Below are 24,118 nucleotides of genomic sequence, written 5' to 3'. Positions count from 1 at the left end.
GTCCCTACACGTCGTTGCCGAGCCGGGCCGAACGGCCCGGCGTCGGGGCCGGAGCCGGGGGGCTCTGCTGGGCGACGCTCGGCGGCGCGTCCTGGCCGCGGCCGGGCACGACGACGAGGCGCTGGACCTCGCCGCGCAGGTAGGCCTGCAGGAAGGCCTGGTAGTCCTTGAACGACACGCAGCCGTTCGAGGCCCCTGTCGGCCCCAGCATGTAGGTGTGGGCGAGGAGCCCGACCCGGCCGTAGACCGCGGCGGTGCCGCCGACCGGCGTGAGCCGGATCGCGCGGACGCCGTGGAACAGGTCCTCGCGCTCGGTGAGGTCGTAGGTGCCGGGCGGCGTCGCCCCCCGCATCCGCACGTGGACGTTGCGCGGGTCGTCCATCATCTCGCCGAGGCCGGAATGCGCCTCGAGCTTGGTGCCGTTGGGCAGCGTGACGATCCGCGCGCTGATGTCGTAGATCGCGACCGCCGCCGGGTCGGGGTTGGCCGGGGGCACGATCCGCTGGCGCGGCAGGTTCGCGGGGGAGGGCGTCTCCAGCGCGGCATAGGCCAACGCCGGCGTCGCGGTGCGCTCGATGCCGAAGAACTTCTCCAGGAAATTGCGATCGTCGGGGGCGGGCGCCGGGATCTCCGCCGTCCGGCTGCGGCGGGACGCCTGCCGGTCGGCGCGGCGGGTCGTCTCGGGACCGATCGGGCGCCGGAACTCCGGCGGCCGCGGCACCGGCAGCGGCACGGTCTGCGCCAGCAGGTTGGGCTCGGCAGCAGGCGGCGCGCCCGGAGGCGGCGCGTCCTGCGGGACCGGCTCCTGCTGCGCGAACGGGGTCGCCGGCTCCGGCGGCGCCTGCGGGCGCTCGGCGGACCAGTCGGGGAACGCTTCGAGCAGGGCTTCCCGCCACCGCGCGCGGGCGTCCGCTCCGAGCGTCGGCGCCGGGTCCTGAGCGACCGCGCCGGGCACGGCGCCGGCCGAGGCGACGAGGGGGTCCGATGTCGGTGCGGTGCGCAGACCGCCGAGGACGACGCTGCCCGAGACGAGGGCGGCGACGGCTGCGACCGAGGCCGCCCTCAGCGCGACGCGGCGCAGGCTCGCGCTCGACCGAAACCGTTGCGACTGTGGGCCGGAGGAGGGAACTTCGACCATGCGGACACCGCCTGTTGCCAAACGGATGCCGTCGATCCGATCCCGCGACTGCCGGACGTATCCCTGCAAGCGGGCTGATCCGCACCCTCCCGGCCCGATCGGCCGAGCGGTGAGATGGCTCAGCCCGCCCGGTTTTTGTGGGGCGGCTTTATGGTTAACCGGCGACGAATCGTGGCCGTTCTCGGCCGGGGTTCGTCGCCGTGGCGGCCTGTCCGATCGCCGAGGTCAGTCCCCGTCTATCTGCCGGCCCATCAGGGCGATGGCGCGCTGGTACACCGAGGCGGCGTTCCAGCCCTGGAGCGCGGCGAAGTTGGGCTCGCCGGGCTGGTATCCGGCGCCGGCCTGCCAGCCGTGACCCTTCAGGAAGTTCGCCGTCGAGCTGAGCGCCGCGCCGACGTTGTTGAGGTCGCCGGTGCCGTAGGTCAGCACGTTCTTCGGCAGGAACTGGGTATGCCCGACCTCGCCGTGGGCCGCGCCGCGCGTGGCGGACGTGATCAGGCCGCGGTCGACCAGGGTGAGGGCCGCGTAGAGCTGGTCGGTGAAGTAGGCCGAGCGGCGGCAATCGTAGGCCAGCGTCGCCACCGCGGACAGCGTGTTGACGTTGCCGCGCACCGCGCCGAACCCGGTCTCCATGCCCCAGATCGCCAGCAGCGGGCCGGGGGGAACGCCGTAGCGCTGCTCGATCTGCGCGAACAGCGCCGCGTTCTGGCGCTTGAGCGCCCGCCCGCGCGAGACGATGGTGGTGGCGCCGCGCTTGGCCAGGAACTGGTCGAGCGAGAGCTTGAAGCTCTTCTGGCCGCGGTCGGCCGAGATGGTCGGCGTCGAGTAGGAGGTCTCCTGCAGGGCGGCGAGGCTCGCGGCGCTCGCCCGGCCGCGGGCTTCCTCGGCGAACTGGGTCTTCCAGGCCTCGAAGCCGCTCGCCGAGTTGCCGCACTGGGCCGCCTCGGCGCCGCCGGCGAAACAGGCGAGCGCCACCGCGGCAACGGCCGCCAGGGAGGCGCGGCGCTTGGGGTCGGTCACGGAGATCTCCATCGACAGTCGGTTGGGTTGGGGGTTGGGTCGGGCTGGGAAACGCGGCACGGTTCGGCCAGAACGGCGCGGTGCCGGCTTCCTGCGGTCTGGCTCGCTATGTAGCGGGCGTTGCAGCCGGACATAACCCCGCGCCCGCCACCGAGGACAAGTTCATGAAGGTTGTTGCAGATCTGTGCATCGTGCCGATGGGCGTCGGCCCCTCGGTCTCGCCCTACGTCCGCGAGATCAAGACGATCTTGGAGACGAGCGGGCTCGACGCCGAGATGCATGCCAACGGCACCAACATCGAGGGCGAGCTCGCCGACATCTGCCGGCTGATCGAGCTGTGCGAGGAGCGGCTGAGCCAGATCGGCGTGCAGCGCGTGTTCTACACGATGGCGTTCTCGTCGCGCCGGGACAAGGCGCAATCGATGGCCGACAAGCTGACCGCGGTCTCGTAGCGCTCGGAGATCCCCACCGCGCGCGGCAACCGGGCCGGCTCAGAGATAGTGGCGGAACACCGTCTGGCCGACCGTCGACTCGTGCTCCGCCGACAGCAGGTCGGCGAGGCACCGATAGGCCAGCAGCAGGCCGGTCGCGAGGGCGGCCAATGCCAGGAGGAGCGGGTTGGCGAGCGGCGTGACGGCGAAGGCCAAGGCCACGAGGACGACGGGAAGACGCAGGAGCCGGGTCGCGATGGTCATCTGTGCTGCCTCGCCGTCGTCGGGTCATCGAACGCACCCACGGTAGGCGCCGCGGGTTGCACGAATGTTTCCTGCGCCCGACGCAGCCGCTTCGGGGTGCTCCAGCGCACCTCGGCCCTCCGAAGCCGGAAATTTCGTGCCGAATGCGTCGGCGCGGCTCGACGAGCCCTCGCCGGGCCGGCGCATCGGCAGGATGCCATCGCGACGGCTCGGCCAGTCGTCGGCGTCGCTGTTGCTGCCCGCCCCGCCGAGACGTTGTGGATTGCCGGTATGATGCGAGACAAACGCCACGGTCGAGCGACGCTCGAGACCGAGGGCGCCGTGCCCCGGGAGACGGCGAAAAACCGAAAGTCAGCGGTCCGTGGCGGAGGGAGCGGGATTCGAACCCGCGATACCGTTTCCGGTATACACACTTTCCAGGCGTGCGCCTTCAACCACTCGGCCACCCCTCCGTGCCCGGCAAGCGTCGGCGCCGCGCATCGCGCGGGCGGCGGACGGTTCGACCGGGTGGCGTGCTGTACCCGCCGCGTCGCCCGGGTGCAAGCGGCTTGACCGCTCCGGTCTAGGAGCGTGCGCGGCGCGACACGAGCGTGGTGGTGGCGATGGCGAGGCCGGTCCCGAGCATCGCCGCGCCGCCCTTGACGACGAAATCGGCGAGGCGGCCGTGCCGGGTCAGGGTGAGACCCTGCCCTAGCTCCAGGATGGCCGCGAGGGCGACGACGCCGACGAGGACGACGAGCCATCGGCGCGGATAGGCGAGGGCGAACAGCATCCCGAGCGCGCCGTAGGCGAGCGCGCGCTCGACGTTCGCGGGCGCCACGGACGGCCGCAGGTCGATCGGCGACAGGGTGACGAAGACGAGCGCGGCCACCACGAGCCAGGCCGTGACGCGGAAGAAGGATTGCATCGGGTCGTGTCGCCCGAGACCGGCCTGCGGGTCAATGCAGGCGATCGATGAGCTTGGCGTGCGGACGCGAAGCTAAGTCACCGCCCGTGGGCGATCGGCCTCCATGGCTGCCGAGCCTCACGGTTCTCGATGCGGGCGCCCGACGCTCCGGCCGACGCTCACGGTCGCCCGCGAGCCGCCTCGGACGTCGGTGCGGCAGGAGGGGCCGTCTGCCGGACGCGCCGACGGTCGGCGCGCGCTCAGAACCAGGACCGCGTGGCGAAGGAGTAGTCGACCTTCAGGCCGAACAGGAACTGGTCCGGGTTGCCGAACGGGCGCCGCACCAGCGGGCTGTCGCCGGAGGAGCCGAGGATGCGCGAGTAGCCGGCGTAGCCGGTATAGGCCCAGGTCGCGTCCTGGGTGTAGGTGACCGCGCCGAGCACGCCCGCGGAGAAGAAGCTGCCGGGGTCGTAGGCGGCGACGCGACCGTTCACGGCGGCCTCGTCGGCGGTGACGCCGAAGTACTTCCGCGCGTAGGAGGCGTCGCCGATGTTCAGGCGCGGTCCGATCGAGAACTGGAAGCGGTCGACCGGCAGGATGTAGTCCGCCCCGACCGAGCCGACGGTGCCGTGGTGCCCGTACACGCCCTGCCGGACTTCCACCCGCGTGCGGATCGACGGGATCGGGTAGAACTCGATGAACAGGCCCGGCTCGACGGCGAAGCGCGCATCGCGGAAGCCGAACAGGTGCCGGCGGTCGTCGCCGTAGTAGCGGCCCGGCACGAAACGCGCGGTCGGGCCGATGCGGAACACCGCGTTGTCGTAGAGCGAGAAGCTGAACCCGTCGTCGGGCGCGGAGAAGCGGCGCGGCTCGCCGGCGCGGCGCACGTCGATCGCCGGGTAGCCGATCACCGTGTAGTCCTCCGAGCCGGGATAGCGCGGCGTGAACTGGAGGTTGCCGGTCAGGGTCACGATCCAGGTGTCGGGATCGACCTGCGCGAAGGTCGGCACTGCCCGCGGCATGATCGCGCCGAGGTCGGCGGCGAGGGCCGATCCGCCGAGGCCGATCGCGAGGGGGAGGGCGAGGAAAGCCGCACGCGGCTTCGAGGAGGGGCGAACCGCATTGCTCATGGCCGATCTTATAGACACGCCGAACCGCGCTCCGCCCGCGTTTCATCCCGTCGCGGCCGCAAAAATCCCAATTGTGTCCGCGCCGCAACGAACGCTTGCAACCGGCCGAACGGGTGATCGCGTCCGGTGCCTCTCAGGATTGCAGGGCTTCGGGTCGAAGGGTCGGGATCATGCCCCGAGCAGCGGCGGCGGCCGGCGCGAGACCCAGCCGGCCGCCGCGTCGTAGGCGGCGCCGAGCTGCAGGCAAGCCAGCTCGCCTCGGTTGGGGCCGACGATCTGGATGCCGGTCGGCAGCCCGCCGGGGCCGAACCCGGCCGGAACGTTCAGGGACGGCAGGCCGCTCATGGTCGCCGGGATCACCACCTGCATCCAGCGGTGATAGGTGTCCATCGTGCGGCCGCCGACCTCTTTCGGCCAATCGAGGCCGATCGCGAACGGGAACACCTGCGCGCTCGGCATCACCAGGAAGTCGAAGCGCGCCATGAAGGTCCGCGCGGCCTCGTACCAGGCGGTGCGGCCCTCCTGCGCCGACCTGATCTGGTCGGCGGTGAGGGCCAATCCCCGCTCGACCTCCCAGATCGCCTCGGGCTTGAGCAGGGCGCGGTGCACCGGGTCGTCGTAGAGCGGGCGGAGGCTCGACGCATTCATCCAGGCGCGCAGCAGGACGTAGTCCTGCCACAGCCGCTCCATGTCGAAGGCGGGCCGGGCGTGCTCGACGCGGCAGCCGACCGCCTCGAAGGCCGATAGCGCCTCGACCCCGCATTCCAGCACCCCGGGATCGAAGGGCAGCTGCCCGTCGAGGTCGCCGAGCCACGCGATCCGCGTGCCGGAAAAATCGCGCTTCAGGTCCTCGGCGAAGATCGCCGGATCCTGCGGGATCGAGAACGGCACGCGCGGGTCGGCGCCGGCCTGAACCGACAGCATCAGGCCGATATCGGCCGGCGAGCGGCCGATCGCGCCGGAGACGCCCAAGCCCGGCGTGAACACGTCCGGTGCGGCGATCGGGATCCGGCCGTAGCTGGTGCGCAGGCCGAACAGGTTGTTGAAGGCCGGCGGGTTGCGAAGGCTACCGGCATGGTCGCTGCCGTCGGCCACCGGCTGCATCCGCAACGCCACCGATACCGCGGCGCCGCCGCTCGAGCCGCCCGCGGACCTGCTCTGGTCGTAGGCGTTGGCGGTGGCGCCGTAGACCGGGTTGAAGGTATGCGAGCCGAGGCCGAATTCCGGGACGTTGGTCTTGCCGATGAACACGGCGCCGCCGCGGCGAAGCCGTCCCGCCATGATCGAGTCGGCCGGCGCGATCCGGTCGCGGAAGATCGGCGAGCCCTGCGTGAACGGCAGGCTGCGGACCGCATCGAAGTCCTTCACCGCCAGAGGAAACCCGTGGAGCGGGCCGGCGCTCTCGCCGCGGGCGAGGCGGGCGTCGCGCTCCGCGGCTTCCGCGATCAGGCGGCCCGGGTCCTGCAGCGCGACGATCGCGTTCACCGCCGGGTTCAGCCGCGCGATCCGCGCGAGCGCGGCTTGCATCACCTCGACGCAGGACACCGCCTTCCGGTGGATCGCGGCGGACAGCGCGACCGCGCTCATGTCGAGGATGTCGGACGGCGCGCTGGATGTCATCGGAACTCCACCGGGCAAGCGGTCAGGTCAGCCGCCCTTCCTGATAGGCGTGGCAGGCGACGCCATCGATCAGCGTCGGCACCTCGGCCCGGCAGCGGTCGTCGGCGAAGGGGCAGCGCGGGTTGAAGCTGCAGCCCGGCGGCGGGTCGATCGGGTTGGGGATCTCGCCGGAGACCGGCGTGCGCTGCCGCCCTGTCAGGCCGATATCGGGCACCGCGTCGAGCAGCATCCGGGTGTAGGGATGCTTCGGATGCGTGAATAGCTCGCGCCCGCCGCCGATCTCGACGACGCGGCCGAGATACATCACGCCGATCCGCGTCGCCATGTGGCGCACCACGGCGAGGTTGTGGCTGATGAACAGGTAGGTCAGCCCGAGCCGGTCCTGCAGGTCGCGCATCAGGTTGAGGATCTGTGCCTGCACCGACACGTCGAGCGCCGAGGTCGGCTCGTCGCCGACCAGGAACTCCGCTTCCGAGGCGAGCGCGCGGGCGATGGCGATGCGCTGGCGCTGCCCGCCGGAGAAGGCGTGCGGGTACTTCACCCGGTCGTCGGGATGCAGGCCGACCAGCGTGAGCAGCTCCCCGACGCGGTCGGCGATCGCCGCCTCGCCCCGGAGCAGGTCGAAGGCCCGAATCGGCTCGGCGACGATCCGTCCGACCCGCCAGCGTGGGTTCATCGACGCGTAGGGATCCTGGAACACCATCTGGATGCGTCGCCGCAGCCGGCGGCGGGCCGCGTTCTGCGCCGGATCGGTCATCGAGACGCCGGTGATGCGGACGTCGCCCGCACTCGGCGGAAGCAGGCCGACCACCATGCGCGCGACCGTCGACTTGCCGGAGCCGGATTCGCCGACCAGGGCGAAGGTCTCGCCGCGCTCGATCGTGAAGGCGACGCCGTCGACCGCCTTCAGCCACTGCTTCGGCTGCCGCTCGATCATCCGGTTGAGCCACGGCTTCGACACGTCGAACAGCCGTCGCAGGCCCTCGACCTCGACGTACGGCGCGGGCGTGCTCATGCCGCCACCTCGGCGCGATCGTAGAGGTGGCAGGCGACGCGGTGCTCGCCCACCGGGATCGGGTCGGGGCGCTCGACGCGGCAGCGGTCGAACACCTTCGGGCAGCGCGGGTTGAAGGCGCAGCCGGCGGGAATCGCGGTCAGGCGCGGCATCGCACCGGGGATCTGCGCCAGCCGCCCGGTCTCCTGCGTCAGGGTCGGGATCGCGCCCATCAGGCCCTTGGCGTAGGGATGCAGAGGGTCGCCGACCACGGCGCGGACCGGGCCGATCTCGGCGATGCGGCCGGAATACATCACCGCGACCCGGTCGGCCGCCTCGGCGATCACGCCCATGTCATGGGTGATCAGCATCACGGCGGTGCCGTGATCGCGCCCAAGGCGCTTGAGCAGTGTGATGATCTGCGCCTGCACCGAGACGTCGAGCGCCGTCGTCGGCTCGTCGGCGATGATCAGCTCAGGCTCGGCCGCCAGCGCGAGGGCGATCACCACGCGCTGGCGCATGCCGCCGGAGAACTCGTGCGGATAGCCGTCGATCCGCCGCTCGGGCGCCGGGATGCCGACCTCGGCGAGCAGGTCGATCGCCCGCGTCCGCGCGGCCTTGGCCGAGAGGTCGGTATGCGTCTGCACGGTTTCGATGATCTGCCGTCCGATGCGGTAGAGCGGGTTGAGGCTGGTCAGCGGGTCCTGGAAGATCATGCCGATGCGCCGGCCCCGGATGCGGCGCAGCCGCTCGGGCGGCAGGTCGTCGATGCGTTCGCCGCCGAGCCGGATCTCGCCGCCGCTGATCCGGCCGGGCGGGTCGATCAGGCCGATCACCGCCGCGCCGGTCACCGATTTCCCGGCGCCGGATTCGCCGACGACGCCGAGGATCTCGCCGCGGGCGATGTCGAAGGACACGCCGTCGATCGCCTTCAGGATGCCGCGCCGCGTCGCGAACTCGACGCGCAGGTCGCGGACGGAGAGGACGGGTTCTGTCATTGCAGCTTCGGGTTCAGCGCGTCGCGCAGCCAGTCGCCGAGCAGGTTGATCGCCAGCACCAGCCCGGCGAGCGCCAGGCCGGGGAAGGCGACGATCCACCACTCGCCGGAGAACAGGAAGCGGTTGCCGGTGCGGATCAGCGTGCCCAGCGACGGCATGGTCTCGGGCAGGCCGGTCCCTAGGAACGACAGCGTCGCCTCAGTGATGATCGCGAGCGCGAGGTTGATCGTCGCGATGACGAAGACCGGTCCCAGCACGTTCGGCAGGACATGGCGGACCATGATCACGGGCGACGACAGCCCGATCAGGCGCCCGGCCTGGACGTAGTCCTTGTTCTTCTCGACCATCACCGAGGAACGGACGGTGCGGGCGTACTGCACCCAGAACGACAGCCCGATTGAGACGACGATCAGCCCGATGGTCGCGTTGGTGTCGAGGCCGCCGCCGGCCGCGGCCTTCGCCACGCCGTCGACGACCAGCGCGATCAGGATCGCCGGGAAGGTCAGCTGCACGTCGGCGACGCGCATGATGACCGTGTCGACGAGGCCGCCGAAGTAGCCGGCGATCAGCCCGAGCGCGAGGCCGAGGCCGCCCGAGACGAGCACGCCGAGAAGGCCGACGACGAGCGAGAGGCGCAGGCCGTAGAAGACGGCCGAGAGCACGTCGCGGCCCTGGTCGTCGGTGCCGATCAGGAACGGCGCCTGCCCCTCCGCCGACCAGATCGGCGGCAGGTTCGAGTTGATCAGGTCGAGCTCGGCCGGATCGTAGGGATTCTGCGGCGAGATCCACGGCGCGGCAATGGCGAGCGCGAAGAATAGCACCGTGACGGTGAGCGCCGCCATCGCCAGCTTCGAGCGGCGGAAGCTCGCGAAGACGTCGGAATCGAGGAACCGCGCCCAGCGCGAGGGCGTCGCGGCGAGGGCGCTCATGCGGTGCGTCCCGCCAGCCGCAGGCGCGGGTCGACGATCGTGTAGAGCACGTCGACCGCGAGGTTGATCGCCACGAAGATCGCCGCGACCAGCACCAGGTAGGCGGCCATGATCGGGATGTCGACGTTCTGCACCGCCTGCACGAAGAGCAGGCCCATGCCCGGCCACTGGAACACCGTCTCGGTGATGATCGAGAAGGCGATCACCGAGCCGAGCTGAAGCCCGGCGATGGTGATGACCGGGACGAGGGTGTTCTTCAGCGCATGCCCGAAATGGATCGAGCGGGTGGTGAGGCCGCGCGCCCGGGCGAAGCGGATGTAGTCGGCGCGCAGCACCTCCAGCATCTCGGCGCGGACGAGCCGCATGATCAGCGTCATCTGGAACAGCCCCAGGGTGATCGAGGGCAGGATCAGGGCACGGAGCCCCGAGACCGTGAGGAAGCCGGTGGTCCACCAGCCGAGGCGCACGGTGTCGCCGCGGCCGAACGACGGCAGCCAGCCGAGCGTCACCGAGAACAGGAAGATCAGCAGGATGCCGATCAGGAAGGTCGGCAGGCTGACGCCGGCGAGCGAGATCGCCAGGAAGAGCTTGGCCAGCGCCCTCTCGCGGTGCAGCGCGCAGTAGACCCCCATCAGGATCCCGACGACGAGGGCGAAGATCGTGGCGCACAGCGCCAGCTCGAGGGTCGCGGGCATCCGCTCCGCCAGCAGGTGCGAGACTGGCTGGCGGAACTGGTACGAGATCCCGAAATCGCCTCGCAGCACGTTGGCGGCGTAGCGCGCCGCCTGCACCGCGACGGAGTCGTCGAGCCCGAGGTTCCTGCGGATCTCGGCCCGCTCCGAGACCGGGGTGTCGACGCCGACGATCTGGTTCACCGGGTCGCCGGCGAAGCGGAACATCGAGAACGCGATCACCCCGACGACGGCCAGGACCACGACCGATTGCAGCAGGCGGCGGAGGATGAAGGCGAGCATCGGGTCAACCGTTCACGCCGCGCCTCAAGGCTTCTTCGACACCCAGTAGAGCAGCAGGAGGTTGTCGGGCCGCTGCGTCAGCGTCACCGTCTTCGAGACGCCCCAGGCCAGCGCCTGCTGGTGCAGCGGGATGACGGCCCAGTCCTTCTGCAGGATCTCGAAGCCCTCCTTGATCTCGGCGTCGCGCTTGGCCTGGTCGGTCTCGCCCTCGACCTGGTCGGCGATGGCGTCGAGCTTGGTGTTGCAGTAGCCGCCGAGGTTCCAGCCGCCGCGGCTCGACTTCGGATCGGTCCGGCAGCCGACCATCTCGTAGAGGATGTTGTGGCTGTCCTGTGACGACGGCGTCCAGCCCAGCAGGTAGAACGCGGTGTCGTAGTTCGGCGCCAGCACCTTGGCGAAGTACTTGGCCTTCGGCTGGGCGTTGAGGTTCACCTTCACGCCGACGCGGGCGAGCATCGACACGACCGCTTGGCAGATCGCCTCGTCGTTGACGTAGCGGTCGTTCGGGCAATCCATCGGGACGGTGAAGCCGTCCGGGTAGCCGGCCTCGGCGAGCAGGGCCTTGGCCCGTTTCGCGTCCGTTGCCGGCCGCTTGAACTCGGCCGAGCGCGCGTAGAGCGAGGGCGCAATCATCAGGGCGGTCGGCGTCGCCTGCCCGCGCATGACGCGCTTGGCGATCGTGTCCTCGTCGATGGCGAGGTACATTGCCTCGCGCACGCGCACGTCCCTGAACGGGTTCTTGCCCTTGATGCTCGAGTCCTTGAGCTCGTCGCGGACCTGATCCATTCCGAGAAAGATCGTGCGCAGCTCCGGCCCGGTCATCACCGTGGCGTTGCCGCTGGCGTTGACGCGCTGCTGATCCTGCAGCGGCACCGGGTCGATCCAGTCGACCTCGCCGCCGAGCAGGGCCGCGACGCGGGTGGCGTCGTTCGAGATCGTGGTGAACACCGCCTCGTCGAGGTTCGACTCGACCTTGCCCCAGTAGCCGGGGAACTTCTTGAAGATGGTGCGGACGCCGGGCTGGTGCTCGGTGATGACGAACGGGCCGGTGCCGTTCTCGTGCAGGGTGGCGTAGCTCGGCGACGCCGCGCTCACGGGCGAGGGCGCGACGGCGTTGTTCTTCTCCGCCCAGGCCTTCGACATGATGTACCAGGTCGAGAACTGGTAGACCGCGATCGGGTTGGGCTTCGACAGCACCATGTCGACGGTGTGGTCGTCGACCTTCACGAACTTGGCGTCGGACGGGATGTTGGTGGTGAAGCTCGATCCGGCGGCCCGGACCCGGTCGGCGGAGAACAGCACGTCGTCGGCGGTGAAGGGCGAGCCGTCGTGGAAGCTGACGTTCTTGCGCAGGTGGAAGCGCCAGCGCGTCGGCTCCGGCGTCTCCCACGATTCGGCGAGGCCGGGCGCGAGGTTAAGATCCTTGTCGCGGGTGATCAGCGCCTCATAGACTGCGGCGTGCATGCCGATCGTGAAGCTTTCCTTCAGCGAATACGGATCGAGGGACTTGATGTCGCCCTGGAAGGCGAAGCGGAAGACGTTGGCCGCCTGGGCCGGCGCCATCCCGAAGGCCAGGGCAAGGCCGGCGGCGGCCGCGAACGTCCGGATCCGTGACATCGACAAACGCAACTCCCTGAAGCGACCGGTCTCGGCGGGATCGACGACCCTTGGATGCCTAAGAAAACGGCACCGGGTCAACCGCCCGTCATATCATTCGGGATGATCCGTCGTTTCGGCGCCCGCCGCGAGGGCGCGCACGCATGGATCGCCATGCACCATGCGGGACTCGTGCCAGCGGTTGCGGATCGCCGACCGCGCCGGATCGATCTCGGCGGTGCATGACCTTTCCGAGGCCCCTCGACTCTCGATGCACCGTCGTCCACGGCTCTTCGCGCGCGCCGCGATCGGCGACGGGGGAGGTTGTCTTGAGAAACATCATTGCAACGACGGCGGTTCTTGGATTCCTTTTCGCAAACCCAGCATCCACCGCGTCGGCGAAGCCGTTCGAGCTGCCCGACACCAAGCCGATCGTGACGATCGACCTCCCGAACGCGTGGTCGCCCGAGGAAATCGAGAAGGGTGCCCAGGCGACGTCCCCGGATACGTCGATCTACGTCGCTTTCGAGGTGCAGAACCTTAAGAACCTCGAGAACGCCATCGTCGAAGGCGTGAAGTTCTTCGCCGAGAGCGGTGTGAAGATTGATCCGAAGTCGCAGAAGAAGTCCGAAGCCAAGATCAACGGCTTCGACGTGGTCGATCTCGGCTGGGACGGCGTCGACAAGGACGGCCCGACCAAGGTGAGCCTGTCGATCATCGTGCTGTCGGAGACCAAGGTCGGCATGCTGTCCTATTGGGGCTCGCCCGCTGGCGCGACGAAGTACGCGGCGCAGCTCAAGGCGATCGCCAGCAGCATCCAGCCGCTCGGCCGATAGGCGACTCGCTGTCGCCGGGCCGGACCTAGCTCGCCGGGGCGGACCTAGCTCGCCGGGCCGGACCTGCCCTCGCGGCGGTCGGGCCCGGCGCCGCCGCACAGGTGCTGGGAATCGCCGAGCGTCCGGAAATCCTGCGTGCGCAGGTTGGTCGTCGTGAAGACCTTGCCGCGGTCGTCGCCCTTCGGGATCGAGACCGGGCAGGTCTCCCTAGGGTCGCCGACCTTCGCGTTCGCGACCGCCGGGTCGAAGTCGTACGACACGCCGTGGACGCCGTTTCCAAGCTCGACGCCGGTGCCGTCGTCGGTGGCCTTGCTCTTGGGTCTCATCAGCGGAGCGCCGAAGCGCCTCCCGATCGCGGGAATCACCGTCGTCGCGCAGACCCCGACCCGCCTCGGCATCGCATCGCCGGCGACGGTGGGTCCGGCAAGGCGTGCGGCGATCACGACGGCGACGGCGAGGGGCGTGGGCGTGCCCGCAGCGTATCGCCCGCGGCCATCGTGTGCAGCGGCTCCGAACGGCGCCGCGTCAGTGCGCCGGGATCGGGGCGAGCGCGTCGGCTTCGTCCTCGTCGGCCTCGATTTCCGCATCGGCCTCGGTCTCGTGCCCGGTCAGCCCGCCGGCCTCGGCGAGTCCCTTGGCGGCCTTGCGCAGAAGCTTGCGCAGGCGTCGCCGCTCCTTGTTGTCGAGGCCGGCGAGCAGCTCCGCCTCGACCGCGTCCCAGATGCCCTCGATCGCCTCCGCCTTGGCGAGGCCCGCCTCGGTGAGGCGCACGCGCACGATGCGGCCGTCGCCGGCCTCCGCGCGCCGCTCGACGAAGCCGAGGGCGGCGAGCCGCGAGATCGTCTTCGATGCGGTCGGCGGGCGCACGCGCAAGGTCGCGGCGAGGTCGCCCATCGTCATCGTGCCGGAGGCCGCGAGCACCTGCACGACCTGCTCCTGGCCGGCGAACAGGTCGAGCGTCGCCAGCCGGTCGCCGATGCGGGCGCGATGCAGGCGCGCCGCCTGGACCAGCGCCCAGCCGACGCTCTTGGCGCCCGGTGGCTTCGATCCGGGCCGCTTCGCGGCCGCCGTTTCGGGGCTCGGAGCCGGGACTTCACCGGGGCGCTCAGCCGAGGCGTCGCGGCTCTTGCGCTTGATCCGCGCCGCGTCGGGAGCGGGCCGCGCGTCCTTCCGGTTCTTCGCCTTGCCGTTCACGGGCAGCCCCGGGTTCTCGATGACCGGCGCGGCTGCCGGGATCTCGTCCGCCGCTGACATCCCATACCCCGCGCTGCACGACCGAACACGCCGAAAATCCGGCCCCGGAAACGGGACCGGCCTCGTTCGCGGCCGGCTGTGCCTCGGGCGTGTGAAGCTGGGATGACGGTCGGGGCGGCGATCCCCTGCTCAGCAGGGCATGAGGCGGCGGAGCTGGTCGAGGATGTCCTCGCCGCTGCACGGGCGGGCGATGAAGTGCGCGCCGGCCGGCATCCGGGCCGGGTCGGGCGCGGCGCGGCCCGAGACGATCAGGATCGGCAGCTTCGGTCGCGCCTCGGCGACGGAGCTGGCGAGGTCGAAGCCGTTGGCCTTGCCCGATAGCTCCACGTCGGTGACGAGGCCGCAGATGTCCGGCCGCGCCTGAAGGATGCTCATCGCCCGCTCGGCCGATGCGCATTGCACCGTCTCGTAGCCGCCACCCTCGAGAACGTCGCCGAGATCCATGATGGTCAGCGCCTCGTCCTCGACGAGGAGGATCACGGGCCGGTCTTCCTGGGGACTCGTCTGCTCGCTCGTCACGATATGCATCTCCAGCGTTTCGGTCCGAGAGCGTCGCCGGGTCACGCCCCCCGCCGCACCCTCATCCTGGATGTCCAACGGCAGAGGGGCGTTCCGGTTGCAGCGACGCTGGCCGGTCCTCGAAGCGTCCGTGGCAGGTCGAATGCCACCGACATCGGGTCGGAAAGTCTTTCCCGTGGATGACGGCCGAAGGTCGTCGCTCCGCCCTGCAACGATCCGCCGCCGATCCGGCGATGTCCCCGCTTCGTGCCGGCGACCCGCAACGCGGCGTTCGGCGACACGGGCGGCCGCGATCTCTGTCGCTAGGTAATTATTCCGTGATAATGGGGCGCCTCCGGATCGTCGATCTCGGCGCGGTTCCGGCCCCCGACCGCGACGACGGATCGGAGGATGCCATGCGACGGCGTGACCTCGAGCAACTTCTCCCCCTCGCCATTCTCAGCGTTTCCACAGTGCTGGCCGTACGACTCGACACGCGGCCTGGAGCGCTGGCCATGGCCGCGAGCGCCGCTTGTTCGCCTCTGATGAAATGGTGGCTGGAAACCCGGCGAACGCCATCGGCATCCGATGACGGACGGGCGATCAGGAAGAGGCCTATCATCATCGCAGTGGGTTGGACGCTCCTCGGTACGGCGATCGCCGCGCGGCCGCTCTACGACCTCGTCGCCGCGCTTGATGGTGGAGTCGCGATCGGATCGGCCGTTTGCGTGGTCTGGAGCGGCACGCTGTACTGGATCCTGAGATCGTGACGGTCAGCGCGGTACCGCACGTCCGTGCGGGCCGGCGAGATGCGACATCCGGCGCGGCCTTGAGTGGGTGGGATCCCATTCCTTCGCGAAGCACCGCCCTCCTCGCCGCAGCCCGCGTCATGGTGCCCGTCAAATCGCCCTGTGCGACGCGACCCCCGTGGATACCGAGACGACGGATTCGATGAGGTGGTCGAGGTCGTCCCGGCCGATGGTCAGCGCCGGCGTCAGGTAGACGACGTCGCCGAACGGGCGCACCCAGACGCCGCGCTCCACGAGCCGCGCCTTGAGCGTCGCGAGGTCGGGCGGCTCGGCGAACTGCACCACGCCGATCGCGCCGAGCGTGCGGATGTCGGCGATGCCCGGCCGCCCACGGAGCGGTTCGAACCCTTCCGCGAGGCGCGTGCCGATCGCGCGGGCCTGCTCGAGCCGCGGCTCGCGCGCGAACAGGTCGAGGCTGGCATCGGCGGCCGCGCAGGCGAGCGGGTTCGCCATGAAGGTCGGGCCGTGCATCAGCGCGGCGCCGGGATCGTCCGACCAGAAGGCGGAGAACACCTCGCTGGTGGCGATCGTGGCCGCGAGCGCCATCGTGCCGCCGGTCAGCGCCTTCGACAGGCACAGGATGTCGGGCACGATGCCGGCCTGCTCGCAGGCGAACAGCGTGCCGGTGCGGCCGAAGCCGGTGAAGATCTCGTCGACGATCAGCGGCAGGCCGTGGCGGCGGGCGAGGCGCGCGATCGTCGCCAAGACATCGGGCGGATGCATCCGCATGCCGCCCGCACCCTGCACCAGCGGCTCGACGATCACCGCGGCGAGCTCGGTGCGGTGGTGCGCGAGGATGCCGTCGAGGGCGGCCGCCTCCGCCTCGGTCCGCGGCAGGTCGGAGAAGAGCTGGGTCGGCAGGAAGGCGCCGAAGCGGCGGTGCATGCCCTCCTCGGGGTCGCAGACCGACATCGCCCCGACCGTGTCGCCGTGGTAGCCGCCGCGGAACGCGAGGATGCGGGTGCGGCCGGCCTCGCCGCGGTTCAGCCAGAGCTGCACCGCCATCTTCAGGGCGACCTCGACGGCGACCGAGCCGGAATCGGTGAAGAACACGTGGTTCAGGTCGCCGGGCAGCAAGCCGGCGAGCCGGCGCGCCAGACGCTCGGCCGGGGCGTGCGTAAGGCCGCCGAACATCACGTGCGGCATGGTGCCGAGCTGCTCGGAGACGGCCGCGGCGATGTGGGGATGGTTGTAGCCGTGCACCGCCGTCCACCACGAGGCGATGCCGTCGACCAGCGCCCGCCCGTCGGCGAGCACGATGCGCGAGCCGTGCGTGCGCACCGCTTCCAGCGGGGGCGCCGCATGCTTCATCTGCGTGTAGGGGCGCCACAGGGGCGCGGCGCTCGGATCGTCGGTCGGCATCCGCAGATCGATGCGGGCATGCCGCGCGACGGTCAACCGGGCGCGACGCCGGACTTGACTCCGGCCGGCGCCGCGGGGCTTTGAGGCCCGATGTCGAGCCTCGAATCCTTCGCCCGCGACAAGCTTTCCGGCCTGGATGCCGCCGCCCTCCGCCGCCGCCTAGTGCCGACGATCCGCGCCGCCGACGCGATGGCCGAGCGCGGCGCGCGCCGGCTCGTCTCGTTCTCCTGCAACGATTATCTCGGCCTGAGCCACGACCCGCGGGTGATCGCGGCAGCGCAAGCTGCCGTCGCCGCCTACGGCGCCGGCTCCGGCGGGTCGCGGCTGGTGACCGGCAACCATCCGCTGCTGACCGCGCTCGAAGCGCGGCTCGCCGCGCACAAGGGCACCGAGGCGGCGCTGGTGTTCGGCAGCGGCTACCTCGCCAACCTCGGGATCACCCCGGCGCTGGTCGGTGCGGGCGACCTCATCCTCGTCGACGAACTCGCCCATGCCTGCATGTGGGGCGGTGCGCGGATCTCGGGCGCGACGATCCTGACGTTCCGGCACAACGACGTCGCCGACCTCGGCCGCCTGCTTTCGGCGCATCGCGCGCAGCATCGCCGGGCGATGATCCTGACCGAGCGGGTGTTCAGCATGGACGGCGACCGCGCGCCGCTCGGCGACATCCTCGGGCTCGGCGACGCCCACGACGTCTGGACGCTGGTGGACGACGCGCACGGGCTCGGCGTCGTCGAAGGCGGCCCGCGGGCGCCGCTGGAGATGGGCACCCTGTCGAAGTCGCTCGGCTCCTACGGCGGTTATCTCTGCGCGTCGCAGGCGGTGATCGACCTGCTCATCAGCCGCGCCCGCAGCTTCGTCTACACCACCGGGCTGCCGCCGGCCTCCGCGGCCGCCGCCCTCGAAGCGCTGGCGATCCTGGAGGCGGAACCGGAGCGGGGTGCCAAGCCCCTGGCGCTCGCCCGCCGCTTCACCGCGCGGCTCGGATTGCCGGAGGCCGAAAGCGCCGTGGTGCCGGTGATGGTCGGCGAGGCGCAGGCCGCGCTCGCGCGCTCGGCCGCCCTCGAAGCGCAGGGCTTCCTCGTGGTGGCGATCCGGCCGCCGACCGTCCCGGCCGGCACCGCGCGGCTGCGGGTGGCGTTCTCGGCGGCGCACGACGCGGCGAAGGTGGACGCGCTGGCCGACGGCATCGCCGCCCTGCGCTCGGCGTGACTTGACCTAAGAGGCGACGGCACCCGATCGCGGCGAGGCGCCCCATGGATCGGCCGCGCCGCTCGCGCGCGACCGGGCGACGATCAGCTGGGACATGCAGATCGTCTGGCTCAGGCGATCGATCGAGTCGGAGACGGCTGCGCGCAGATGCACCGCCCGCACCATCTCGCGGCGCTGCGTGGCCGACGAGACGTGAAGAAGCCGACGCCTGCTTCGGAGACCCTTGCTCAGCATCTCGCGGAACGGGACGTCCATGAGCAGGAGGCCGTCGGCATCCGTGATCTCGAAGGCGTAGGGCATCGGGTCGTGGCCGGACCGTGCCAGCTCCGCCGCCATGTCGAGGATGGCGCGGCAGACCTCGAGATACGCCGCATCGAGGTCGGCGAATTCCAGCCCGATCTCGTCGCGTTCATAACCGCTCGGGCCACGTAGATGACAGTAGAAGTACGGCATCCGACGAAGTGTGACAGGTTTCGAGCGCCGGCGCCATGGGTGTTCCTCGGCCCGATGGCGGCAAAGGTCGTCAGTTTCCTGTCGCTTTCACCCTACGGTCTTGGTTGTCTCGGCTGTTCGCGCGGTGGTAGTCATCGCGATCCGAAACGAAGAACGCCGCGCTCTCGCGCGGCGTTCTTCGTTCGAGCAAACCCCGGGCTTCAGTTGAACAGCGAGCCGACGCCGCCCTGCACCCGGCCGAGGCCCTGGCGGGCGATCGGGTTGCTCGGGTCGATGGTGGAGGCGCGCTGGTAGTTCTCCATCGCTTCCTTCTTGCGGTTCGACTTCTCGTAGGCGAGGCCGCGATAGGCCCAGGAGGTCGCGTCCTTGTTGTTCACGTTGAGGGCCGCGTTGTAGTCCTCGATCGCCTTGTCGTACTGGTTCGTGGCGATCAGGCTCTGGCCGCGGGCGGCGTAGGGCGCGCTGACGAAGGGATTGCGGTCGATCGCGGCGTCGAAGTCGCCGATGGCGGCGGTGTTCTGGCCCTGCTTCTGCCGGACCAAGCCGCGGGCATGATACGCCTCGGCCGATTCGGGCATCAGGCGGATCGCCACGTTGAGGTCGCTCATCGCGCCGTCGAGGTCGCCCTGCGCCCGCAGCACGTTGGCGCGGCCGATATAGGCGGGGCCGTAATTCGGGTCGGAGGCGATCGCCTTGGTGAAGTCCTGCAGCGCCGCGTCGTTGCGGCCGGTCTGGCGATAGGCCAGCGCGCGGTTGTTGTAGGCCGAGCCGGAATTCGGGTCGATCTGCACCGCCTTGGTGAAGTCGCCGATCGCGTCGTTGAACTGGCCCGCGCGGGCATAGGCCGCGCCGCGGGTGTTGTAGGCGGCGGCGTCGTTCGGGTTGCGCTGCACCACCTCGGTCAGCGAGGCGATGTTGACGTTGGTCGCGCCCGTGGTGTCCGCCTCGAGCACCGCGAATTGCCGTGGGCCGGCAGCGCTCCCCACGGTCTCGCAGCCGGCGAGCGCCACGCTCGCGAGCGCAGCGAGGCCGAGCAGGGCCGACCGTTGAAACCGCACGCTGTCTGACGTCATCGCCCCATTCCCCTCGGCACGGTGCTCAAGTCTGCAGCACGCCCGAACCTTGATCCACGCACCCCGAGCGGCGCGGCCGACACGGAACCGGTCCGATCCGGTCGCGTAGGCTCCGGCACGTTCGCGCATCGCGGTGAACGCCCGATTAAGCACGGGCGACGGACCCGTTGATGCGGGCCGATGTGGCGAACATATGGCTCGACTGGAAAAGACCTTGCGATCTTGGGAGCAGGGCGCACGCGAAGCATTCGCTGTTGTGCGGATGCATCGGATTTCAGGGCTCGAGGCGGGTGACGTGGCCCATCTTGCGGCCGGGCCGGGCTTCGCCCTTGCCGTAGAGATGCAGATGCGCGCCGGGCTCGGCCAGCAGCGACCGCCAGCCCGAAACCTCGTCTCCGATGAGGTTGCGCATCTCGGCACGCAGTCCGCCGGGGCGGGACGGATCGCCGAGCGGCCAGCCGCAGACCGCGCGCACGTGCTGGGCGAACTGCGAGGTCGCGGCGCCCTCGATCGTCCAGTGCCCGGAATTGTGCACCCGCGGCGCGATCTCATTGACGACGAGCCGCTCGCCGCCGTCGGCCTCGCGCACCAGGAACATCTCGACGGCGAGCACCCCGACGTAGTCGAGGGCGTCGGCGATCGTACTGGCGATGGCGAAGGCGGCCTGCGCCGTCTCCGGCGCGATCCCCGGCGCCGGCGCGCGGGTGACGGCCAGGATGTGGTTGCGGTGCTCGTTCTCGCACAGGTCGAAGGCGGCGAAGCTTCCGTCGGCCGAGCGCGCGGCCACCACCGAGACCTCGCGCTCGAACGCGACGAAGCCTTCGAGGATCAGCGCCGCGCCGCCGAACTCGGCGAAGATCGCGTTGCGATCCGATTCGGCCTCCGTCCGGATGATGCGCTGGCCCTTGCCGTCGTAGCCGAACCGGCGGGTCTTCAGCACCGCCGGGCGGCCGATGGCGTCGAGCGCACGGGCGAAGTCGTCCGGCGTGTCGACGGCGCGGAACGGCGCCGTCGGGATGCCGAGGCGGTTGATGAAGTCCTTCTCCGACAGCCGGTCCTGCGTCGTCGCCAGCGCCGAGGCGCTCGGGTGGAGCGGCGCGTGCGCCGCCAGCAGGTCGGCGGTCTCGCGCGGGATGTTCTCGAACTCGTAGGTGACCACGTCGACGCTCCGCGCGAAGCGCGCCAGCGCCTCGGCGTCGTCGTAGGCCGCACAGGTGGTCGCGGCCGCGACGTCGAAGGCTGGGCTGTCGGCGTCGGGGCAGTAGACGTGGACCTTGAGGCCGAGATTCGCCGCCGCGAGCGCGATCATGCGGCCGAGCTGGCCGCCCCCGACGATGCCGAGGGTGCTGCCGGGCGCGATGGTCTTCGTGGTCACGGGGTCTCGGTCTCCGGCCGTTCGGCGACGGATGCAGTCTGGGCCGCGCGCCACGCATCGAGGCGGGCGGCGAGGTCGTCATCGGACAGCGCGAGCACAGCGGCCGCCAGGAGCGCGGCGTTGACCGCGCCGGCCCGGCCGATCGCCAGCGTCCCCACCGGAATGCCGGCCGGCATCTGCACGATCGAGAGCAGGCTGTCCTGTCCTGACAGCGCCTTGGATTCGACCGGCACGCCGAAGACCGGAAGGCTCGTCATCGCGGCGGCCATGCCGGGCAGGTGCGCGGCACCGCCGGCGCCCGCGATCACCACCTGGAAGCCGGCCGCCTTCGCGCCCTTGGCGAAGGCCACCAGACGGTCCGGCGTGCGATGCGCCGAGACGATGCGCGCGTCATGGGCGACGCCGAGCGCGTCGAGCGTCTCGGCGGCGTGCCGCATGGTCGCCCAGTCGGACTGGCTGCCCATGATGATCGCGACCGCAGGCGCCGGCACCATCCGCGTCAAACCCATTCTCTGCGCGAAGGAAGCCCGTGAGCCCGAATCCGCCGCTGGCAAGCTCGCCGCTTACAGGCGCGGGCCCGATGCGGCAAGGCGAGGCGCGGCGGCATCCACCGGCATCAGGCGATGATGTCGGGGGTGATCTGGTCCTCGACGAAGGCGATCCGGTCGCGCAGCGTGAGCTTGCGCTTCTTCAGCCGCTGGATCTGCAGCTGATCGCCGGCGACGTTGCGCTCGAGGGCGTCGATGGCGTCGTCGAGGTCGCGGTGCTCCTGCCTCAGCCGCGCCAGCTCGACGTCCAGTTCGGACTGCTCATCCGGGACCAACTCAACCGTCATCGTCGCCTTCGAAACCCGCCGCGTGCCTGGAGCGAGCATGCGTCAGGCACGCCCGAGCGGCAAGCATTCGTGAGGCATAGGCTGAGGATTGCCTTCGACAGCCGGCTCGACATGTGCGAGATTCGACCGGTCGGAACGATGACAGGAGACACGACTCATGTCGCTGCAGACGCATCTGAGCCAGCTCACCCGGAAGCACGAAGCCCTCGAACGGGAAATCCACCAGGCGACGCTGAGGCCGTCCGAGGACGACCTTCGCATCGCGGAGCTGAAGCGGCGAAAGCTTCTCCTGAAGGACGAGATCAACCGGTTGCAGGCCGACGTCGACACCCTGCACTGACGCGCCTGATCCCCAGCACGGCACCGAGGTCCGCCGCGCCGTCCCTGACGGCGCGGTTTTTTTGTGCGGTCCGCCGATCCTGCGGCGAGCGCGAGTCTGCTAGGCTCGCCCCGTAAGGCGCCCCGTGAAGAGGTCGCCCCGAGGAGCCGCCATGCCGACCGACCCCTCCGCCGATGCGCCGTCGCGCTATGCCGACGTGCACGCCGCCGCGATGCGCGATCCCGAGGGGTTCTGGCTCGACGCGGCGTGGGCGATCGATTGGGCGACCCGGCCGACGCGGGCCTTCGACGCCGCCTCCGGCTCCTACGGCCGCTGGTTTCCGGACGGATCGCTGAACGCCTGCTGGAACGCGGTCGACCGCCACGTCGCGGCCGGCCGGGCCGACCAGGTCGCGATCCGGTACGATTCGCCGGTGACCGGGACCAAGCGCGCGATCACCTACGCGGAGCTGCTCCGCGAGGTCTCCGCCCTGGCGGCGGTACTCGGCGACCTCGGAGTGGTGCGCGGCGACCGGGTGATCCTCTACATGCCGATGGTGCCCGAAGCCCTGTTCGGCATGCTGGCCTGCGCCCGGATCGGCGCGGTGCATTCGGTGGTGTTCGGCGGGTTCGCCGCCAACGAGCTCGCCGTCCGGATCGAGGACGCGGCGCCGAAGGTGGTGCTCGCCGCTTCCTGCGGCATCGAGCCTAGCCGGTTGGTCGCCTACAAGCCGCTGCTCGACGCGGCGCTCGCCGCGGCCAAGCACAAGCCCGCCGCCTGCCTGATCCTCCAGCGTCCGCAAGCGGCCGCGAGCCTCGTCGAGGGGCGCGACCGCGACTGGGCCGAGGCGGTCGCCGCGGCCTCGGGACGGTCGACGGACTGCGTCGCGGTGACGGCGACCGACCCGCTCTACGTGCTCTACACCTCCGGCACGACGGGCAAGCCCAAGGGCGTGGTGCGCGACACCGGCGGCTACCTCGTGGCGCTGGCCTGGTCGATGCCGAACCTCTACGGCGTCCAGCCCGGCGAGACCTACTTCTGCGCCTCCGACATCGGCTGGGTGGTCGGGCATTCCTACATCGTCTACGCGCCGCTCCTGCACGGCTGCACCACGGTGCTCTACGAAGGCAAGCCGGTCGGCACCCCCGATCCCGGCGCGTTCTGGCGGGTCGTCGCCGAGACCGGGACCGTCTGCCTGTTCACCGCGCCGACCGCGCTGCGGGCGATCAAGAAGGAAGACCCGAAGGGCACTTACGTCGCCGGCCACGACCTCTCTCGCTTCCGCACCCTGTTCCTGGCCGGCGAGCGCGCCGACCCGGATTCGGTCGCCTGGGCCGAGCGGGTGCTCGACCGGCCCGTCATCGACCATTGGTGGCAGACCGAGACCGGCTGGCCGATCGCCGGCAACCCGGTCGGCCTCGGGATGCTGCCGGTCAAGCACGGCAGCACCTGCGTGCCGATGCCGGGCTACGACGTGCAGGTGCTCGACGAGGGCGGCAAGCCGGTGCCCGCCGGCACGATGGGCACCATCGCGATCCGCCTGCCGCTGCCGCCGGGCTGCCTGCCGACCCTGTGGGGCTCCGACGCCCGGATGCGCACGAGCTACCTTGAGACCTTCCCGGGCTGGTACGACACCTCGGACGCGGGCGTGATCGACGCCGACGGCTACATCACCGTGCTCGGGCGGACCGACGACATCATCAACGTCGCCGGCCACCGCCTCTCCACCGGCGGGATGGAGGCTGTGCTCTCCGCCCACCCCGACGTCGCCGAATGCGCCGTCATCGGCATCCGCGACGCGCTCAAGGGCGAGGCGCCCTGCGGCTTCGTCGTGCTCAAGGCCCAGGTCGCGCGCGATCCGGCGGAGATCGAGCGTGAGCTCGTCGCCAAGGTCCGCGACGAGATCGGGCCCGTGGCCGCGTTCAAGCTGGCGCTGACGGTCCAGCGGCTGCCGAAGACGCGCTCGGGCAAGATCCTGCGCGCCACGATGAAGCGCATCGCCGACCACGAGCCCTGGACCATGCCGGCGACCATCGACGATGCCGGCGTGCTCAACGAGATCGGCGAGAGCCTGAAGGCCCGCGGGATCGGGGAGGGGTGAGCCGCCCCCTG

The 24,118-nt window shown here is 70.6% G+C and carries 27 protein-coding genes and 1 tRNA gene; 7 read left to right on the top strand and 21 right to left on the bottom strand.

Annotated elements, in window-relative coordinates:
• Positions 1 to 4: 4 nt before the first annotated feature.
• Positions 5 to 1,138, bottom strand: a complete 1,134-nt coding sequence (locus tag MKK64_RS13355; RefSeq protein WP_243935417.1) for a DUF2778 domain-containing protein — start codon at positions 1,136 to 1,138, stop codon at positions 5 to 7.
• 225 nt (positions 1,139 to 1,363) lie between these two features.
• Positions 1,364 to 2,170, bottom strand: a complete 807-nt coding sequence (locus MKK64_RS13350) for a lytic transglycosylase domain-containing protein (RefSeq protein WP_147725576.1) — start codon at positions 2,168 to 2,170, stop codon at positions 1,364 to 1,366.
• Between the two features lie 152 nt (positions 2,171 to 2,322).
• Between MKK64_RS13350 and MKK64_RS13345 the strand changes: the two genes are divergently transcribed.
• A complete protein-coding gene (locus MKK64_RS13345; RefSeq protein WP_147725575.1) occupies positions 2,323 to 2,610 on the top strand; it encodes an MTH1187 family thiamine-binding protein in 288 nt (95 codons plus the stop codon).
• A gap of 39 nt (positions 2,611 to 2,649) precedes the next feature.
• Here the strand turns inward: MKK64_RS13345 and MKK64_RS13340 are convergent, their stop codons facing one another.
• The 10 genes from MKK64_RS13340 to MKK64_RS13295 all read right to left on the bottom strand — a co-directional run bounded on the left by MKK64_RS13340 (position 2,650) and on the right by MKK64_RS13295 (position 12,001).
• Positions 2,650 to 2,853, bottom strand: a complete 204-nt coding sequence (locus MKK64_RS13340) for a hypothetical protein (protein WP_147725574.1) — start codon at positions 2,851 to 2,853, stop codon at positions 2,650 to 2,652.
• A 362-nt stretch (positions 2,854 to 3,215) separates the two neighbouring features.
• A tRNA-Ser gene (locus MKK64_RS13335) sits at positions 3,216 to 3,305 on the bottom strand.
• 110 nt (positions 3,306 to 3,415) lie between these two features.
• Positions 3,416 to 3,760, bottom strand: coding sequence for a hypothetical protein (locus MKK64_RS13330; protein WP_147841394.1), 345 nt, complete (start codon positions 3,758 to 3,760; stop codon positions 3,416 to 3,418).
• A 239-nt stretch (positions 3,761 to 3,999) separates the two neighbouring features.
• On the bottom strand, positions 4,000 to 4,869 hold the full coding sequence (locus tag MKK64_RS13325) for a MipA/OmpV family protein (protein WP_243935415.1): 870 nt from the start codon (positions 4,867 to 4,869) through the stop codon (positions 4,000 to 4,002).
• A 168-nt stretch (positions 4,870 to 5,037) separates the two neighbouring features.
• A complete protein-coding gene (locus MKK64_RS13320) occupies positions 5,038 to 6,489 on the bottom strand; it encodes an amidase (RefSeq protein ID WP_243935413.1) in 1,452 nt (483 codons plus the stop codon).
• A 22-nt stretch (positions 6,490 to 6,511) separates the two neighbouring features.
• Complete coding sequence (locus MKK64_RS13315) at positions 6,512 to 7,504, bottom strand: ABC transporter ATP-binding protein (protein ID WP_243935411.1); 993 nt, start codon at positions 7,502 to 7,504, stop codon at positions 6,512 to 6,514.
• Entirely contained in the window at positions 7,501 to 8,481 is a 981-nt protein-coding gene (locus MKK64_RS13310) for an ABC transporter ATP-binding protein (protein WP_243935409.1), read from the bottom strand. The genes MKK64_RS13315 and MKK64_RS13310 overlap by 4 nt, the downstream gene beginning before the upstream one ends.
• Positions 8,478 to 9,410 (bottom strand): ABC transporter permease, encoded by a 933-nt coding sequence (locus MKK64_RS13305; protein WP_243935407.1) that lies wholly within the window; start codon positions 9,408 to 9,410, stop codon positions 8,478 to 8,480. The genes MKK64_RS13310 and MKK64_RS13305 overlap by 4 nt, the downstream gene beginning before the upstream one ends.
• Positions 9,407 to 10,384 (bottom strand): ABC transporter permease, encoded by a 978-nt coding sequence (locus MKK64_RS13300; protein ID WP_243935406.1) that lies wholly within the window; start codon positions 10,382 to 10,384, stop codon positions 9,407 to 9,409. The genes MKK64_RS13305 and MKK64_RS13300 overlap by 4 nt, the downstream gene beginning before the upstream one ends.
• 24 nt (positions 10,385 to 10,408) lie before the next feature.
• Positions 10,409 to 12,001: an ABC transporter substrate-binding protein gene (locus MKK64_RS13295; RefSeq protein WP_243935404.1), complete on the bottom strand. Its 1,593-nt coding sequence runs from the start codon at positions 11,999 to 12,001 to the stop codon at positions 10,409 to 10,411.
• Positions 12,002 to 12,144: 143 nt separating this feature from the next.
• Here MKK64_RS13295 and MKK64_RS13290 point away from each other — a divergent pair, with 143 nt between their 5' ends.
• Positions 12,145 to 12,816 carry a hypothetical protein gene (locus tag MKK64_RS13290; RefSeq protein ID WP_243935403.1) on the top strand — a complete coding sequence of 224 codons (672 nt, stop codon included), beginning with the start codon at positions 12,145 to 12,147 and terminating at the stop codon, positions 12,814 to 12,816.
• 44 nt (positions 12,817 to 12,860) lie between these two features.
• Here MKK64_RS13290 and MKK64_RS13285 read toward each other — a convergent pair whose 3' ends face one another.
• The 3 genes from MKK64_RS13285 to MKK64_RS13275 all read right to left on the bottom strand — a co-directional run bounded on the left by MKK64_RS13285 (position 12,861) and on the right by MKK64_RS13275 (position 14,598).
• Complete coding sequence (locus tag MKK64_RS13285; RefSeq protein ID WP_243935402.1) at positions 12,861 to 13,142, bottom strand: hypothetical protein; 282 nt, start codon at positions 13,140 to 13,142, stop codon at positions 12,861 to 12,863.
• 199 nt (positions 13,143 to 13,341) lie between these two features.
• On the bottom strand, positions 13,342 to 14,070 hold the full coding sequence (locus MKK64_RS13280; protein ID WP_243935401.1) for a MarR family winged helix-turn-helix transcriptional regulator: 729 nt from the start codon (positions 14,068 to 14,070) through the stop codon (positions 13,342 to 13,344).
• A gap of 129 nt (positions 14,071 to 14,199) precedes the next feature.
• Entirely contained in the window at positions 14,200 to 14,598 is a 399-nt protein-coding gene (locus MKK64_RS13275; protein ID WP_147725563.1) for a response regulator, read from the bottom strand.
• 170 nt (positions 14,599 to 14,768) lie between these two features.
• Here MKK64_RS13275 and MKK64_RS13270 point away from each other — a divergent pair, with 170 nt between their 5' ends.
• Positions 14,769 to 15,338 carry a hypothetical protein gene (locus tag MKK64_RS13270; protein ID WP_243935400.1) on the top strand — a complete coding sequence of 190 codons (570 nt, stop codon included), beginning with the start codon at positions 14,769 to 14,771 and terminating at the stop codon, positions 15,336 to 15,338.
• A 129-nt stretch (positions 15,339 to 15,467) separates the two neighbouring features.
• Here the strand turns inward: MKK64_RS13270 and MKK64_RS13265 are convergent, their stop codons facing one another.
• A complete protein-coding gene (locus MKK64_RS13265) occupies positions 15,468 to 16,739 on the bottom strand; it encodes an adenosylmethionine--8-amino-7-oxononanoate transaminase (protein ID WP_243935399.1) in 1,272 nt (423 codons plus the stop codon).
• Between the two features lie 90 nt (positions 16,740 to 16,829).
• Here MKK64_RS13265 and MKK64_RS13260 point away from each other — a divergent pair, with 90 nt between their 5' ends.
• The gene (locus tag MKK64_RS13260; protein WP_243935398.1) at positions 16,830 to 17,951 is read left to right on the top strand and encodes an aminotransferase class I/II-fold pyridoxal phosphate-dependent enzyme; all 1,122 of its coding nucleotides are present in this window, start codon (positions 16,830 to 16,832) and stop codon (positions 17,949 to 17,951) included.
• A gap of 6 nt (positions 17,952 to 17,957) precedes the next feature.
• Here the strand turns inward: MKK64_RS13260 and MKK64_RS13255 are convergent, their stop codons facing one another.
• The 4 genes from MKK64_RS13255 to purE form a co-directional block, all read right to left on the bottom strand.
• On the bottom strand, positions 17,958 to 18,404 hold the full coding sequence (locus tag MKK64_RS13255; RefSeq protein ID WP_243935396.1) for a DUF6894 family protein: 447 nt from the start codon (positions 18,402 to 18,404) through the stop codon (positions 17,958 to 17,960).
• Positions 18,405 to 18,604: 200 nt separating this feature from the next.
• Complete coding sequence (locus MKK64_RS13250; RefSeq protein ID WP_147725558.1) at positions 18,605 to 19,477, bottom strand: tetratricopeptide repeat protein; 873 nt, start codon at positions 19,475 to 19,477, stop codon at positions 18,605 to 18,607.
• A gap of 274 nt (positions 19,478 to 19,751) precedes the next feature.
• Positions 19,752 to 20,852, bottom strand: a complete 1,101-nt coding sequence (locus MKK64_RS13245; RefSeq protein WP_243935394.1) for a 5-(carboxyamino)imidazole ribonucleotide synthase — start codon at positions 20,850 to 20,852, stop codon at positions 19,752 to 19,754.
• Positions 20,849 to 21,346 (bottom strand): 5-(carboxyamino)imidazole ribonucleotide mutase, encoded by a 498-nt coding sequence (gene purE / locus MKK64_RS13240; protein WP_147841380.1) that lies wholly within the window; start codon positions 21,344 to 21,346, stop codon positions 20,849 to 20,851. Before purE ends, MKK64_RS13245 begins: the two co-directional genes overlap by 4 nt.
• Here purE and MKK64_RS13235 point away from each other — a divergent pair.
• Positions 21,315 to 21,479, top strand: coding sequence for a hypothetical protein (locus MKK64_RS13235; RefSeq protein WP_243935606.1), 165 nt, complete (start codon positions 21,315 to 21,317; stop codon positions 21,477 to 21,479). The genes purE and MKK64_RS13235 overlap by 32 nt on opposite strands.
• Here MKK64_RS13235 and MKK64_RS13230 read toward each other — a convergent pair.
• Positions 21,469 to 21,687, bottom strand: a complete 219-nt coding sequence (locus tag MKK64_RS13230) for a YdcH family protein (RefSeq protein ID WP_147725555.1) — start codon at positions 21,685 to 21,687, stop codon at positions 21,469 to 21,471. The genes MKK64_RS13235 and MKK64_RS13230 overlap by 11 nt on opposite strands.
• A gap of 157 nt (positions 21,688 to 21,844) precedes the next feature.
• On the opposite strand from MKK64_RS13230, the gene MKK64_RS13225 reads away from it, so the two are divergent.
• Together MKK64_RS13225 and MKK64_RS13220 are read left to right on the top strand one after the other, a co-directional pair.
• Positions 21,845 to 22,027: a YdcH family protein gene (locus MKK64_RS13225; protein WP_147725554.1), complete on the top strand. Its 183-nt coding sequence runs from the start codon at positions 21,845 to 21,847 to the stop codon at positions 22,025 to 22,027.
• A 151-nt stretch (positions 22,028 to 22,178) separates the two neighbouring features.
• Complete coding sequence (locus MKK64_RS13220; RefSeq protein WP_243935393.1) at positions 22,179 to 24,107, top strand: AMP-binding protein; 1,929 nt, start codon at positions 22,179 to 22,181, stop codon at positions 24,105 to 24,107.
• Positions 24,108 to 24,118: the final 11 nt, after the last annotated feature.

This window comes from Methylobacterium sp. E-025, assembly GCF_022829705.1.
Lineage (GTDB): Bacteria > Pseudomonadota > Alphaproteobacteria > Rhizobiales > Beijerinckiaceae > Methylobacterium.
Note: the sequence above shows the minus strand (reverse complement) of the source record. Positions and strands in the feature narration are given on the sequence as shown.

What these genes read in the sequence shown, in the direction of transcription:
- MKK64_RS13235 (WP_243935606.1), top strand. Translation starts at nt 21,315, where the DNA reads ATGATGATCGCGACCGCAGGCGCCGGCACCATCCGCGTCAAACCCATT.
- MKK64_RS13255 (WP_243935396.1), bottom strand. Translation starts at nt 18,404, where the DNA reads ATGCCGTACTTCTACTGTCATCTACGTGGCCCGAGCGGTTATGAACGC.
- MKK64_RS13290 (WP_243935403.1), top strand. Translation starts at nt 12,145, where the DNA reads ATGGATCGCCATGCACCATGCGGGACTCGTGCCAGCGGTTGCGGATCG.
- purE (WP_147841380.1), bottom strand. Translation starts at nt 21,346, where the DNA reads ATGGTGCCGGCGCCTGCGGTCGCGATCATCATGGGCAGCCAGTCCGAC.
- MKK64_RS13275 (WP_147725563.1), bottom strand. Translation starts at nt 14,598, where the DNA reads ATGCATATCGTGACGAGCGAGCAGACGAGTCCCCAGGAAGACCGGCCC.
- MKK64_RS13315 (WP_243935411.1), bottom strand. Translation starts at nt 7,504, where the DNA reads ATGAGCACGCCCGCGCCGTACGTCGAGGTCGAGGGCCTGCGACGGCTG.
- MKK64_RS13305 (WP_243935407.1), bottom strand. Translation starts at nt 9,410, where the DNA reads ATGAGCGCCCTCGCCGCGACGCCCTCGCGCTGGGCGCGGTTCCTCGAT.
- MKK64_RS13260 (WP_243935398.1), top strand. Translation starts at nt 16,830, where the DNA reads ATGTCGAGCCTCGAATCCTTCGCCCGCGACAAGCTTTCCGGCCTGGAT.
- MKK64_RS13300 (WP_243935406.1), bottom strand. Translation starts at nt 10,384, where the DNA reads ATGCTCGCCTTCATCCTCCGCCGCCTGCTGCAATCGGTCGTGGTCCTG.
- MKK64_RS13230 (WP_147725555.1), bottom strand. Translation starts at nt 21,687, where the DNA reads ATGACGGTTGAGTTGGTCCCGGATGAGCAGTCCGAACTGGACGTCGAG.
- MKK64_RS13265 (WP_243935399.1), bottom strand. Translation starts at nt 16,739, where the DNA reads ATGCCGACCGACGATCCGAGCGCCGCGCCCCTGTGGCGCCCCTACACG.
- MKK64_RS13325 (WP_243935415.1), bottom strand. Translation starts at nt 4,869, where the DNA reads ATGAGCAATGCGGTTCGCCCCTCCTCGAAGCCGCGTGCGGCTTTCCTC.
- MKK64_RS13285 (WP_243935402.1), bottom strand. Translation starts at nt 13,142, where the DNA reads ATGAGACCCAAGAGCAAGGCCACCGACGACGGCACCGGCGTCGAGCTT.
- MKK64_RS13250 (WP_147725558.1), bottom strand. Translation starts at nt 19,477, where the DNA reads ATGACGTCAGACAGCGTGCGGTTTCAACGGTCGGCCCTGCTCGGCCTC.
- MKK64_RS13310 (WP_243935409.1), bottom strand. Translation starts at nt 8,481, where the DNA reads ATGACAGAACCCGTCCTCTCCGTCCGCGACCTGCGCGTCGAGTTCGCG.
- MKK64_RS13355 (WP_243935417.1), bottom strand. Translation starts at nt 1,138, where the DNA reads ATGGTCGAAGTTCCCTCCTCCGGCCCACAGTCGCAACGGTTTCGGTCG.
- MKK64_RS13220 (WP_243935393.1), top strand. Translation starts at nt 22,179, where the DNA reads ATGCCGACCGACCCCTCCGCCGATGCGCCGTCGCGCTATGCCGACGTG.
- MKK64_RS13340 (WP_147725574.1), bottom strand. Translation starts at nt 2,853, where the DNA reads ATGACCATCGCGACCCGGCTCCTGCGTCTTCCCGTCGTCCTCGTGGCC.
- MKK64_RS13330 (WP_147841394.1), bottom strand. Translation starts at nt 3,760, where the DNA reads ATGCAATCCTTCTTCCGCGTCACGGCCTGGCTCGTGGTGGCCGCGCTC.
- MKK64_RS13295 (WP_243935404.1), bottom strand. Translation starts at nt 12,001, where the DNA reads ATGTCACGGATCCGGACGTTCGCGGCCGCCGCCGGCCTTGCCCTGGCC.
- MKK64_RS13345 (WP_147725575.1), top strand. Translation starts at nt 2,323, where the DNA reads ATGAAGGTTGTTGCAGATCTGTGCATCGTGCCGATGGGCGTCGGCCCC.
- MKK64_RS13270 (WP_243935400.1), top strand. Translation starts at nt 14,769, where the DNA reads ATGACGGCCGAAGGTCGTCGCTCCGCCCTGCAACGATCCGCCGCCGAT.
- MKK64_RS13350 (WP_147725576.1), bottom strand. Translation starts at nt 2,170, where the DNA reads ATGGAGATCTCCGTGACCGACCCCAAGCGCCGCGCCTCCCTGGCGGCC.
- MKK64_RS13320 (WP_243935413.1), bottom strand. Translation starts at nt 6,489, where the DNA reads ATGACATCCAGCGCGCCGTCCGACATCCTCGACATGAGCGCGGTCGCG.
- MKK64_RS13280 (WP_243935401.1), bottom strand. Translation starts at nt 14,070, where the DNA reads ATGTCAGCGGCGGACGAGATCCCGGCAGCCGCGCCGGTCATCGAGAAC.
- MKK64_RS13225 (WP_147725554.1), top strand. Translation starts at nt 21,845, where the DNA reads ATGTCGCTGCAGACGCATCTGAGCCAGCTCACCCGGAAGCACGAAGCC.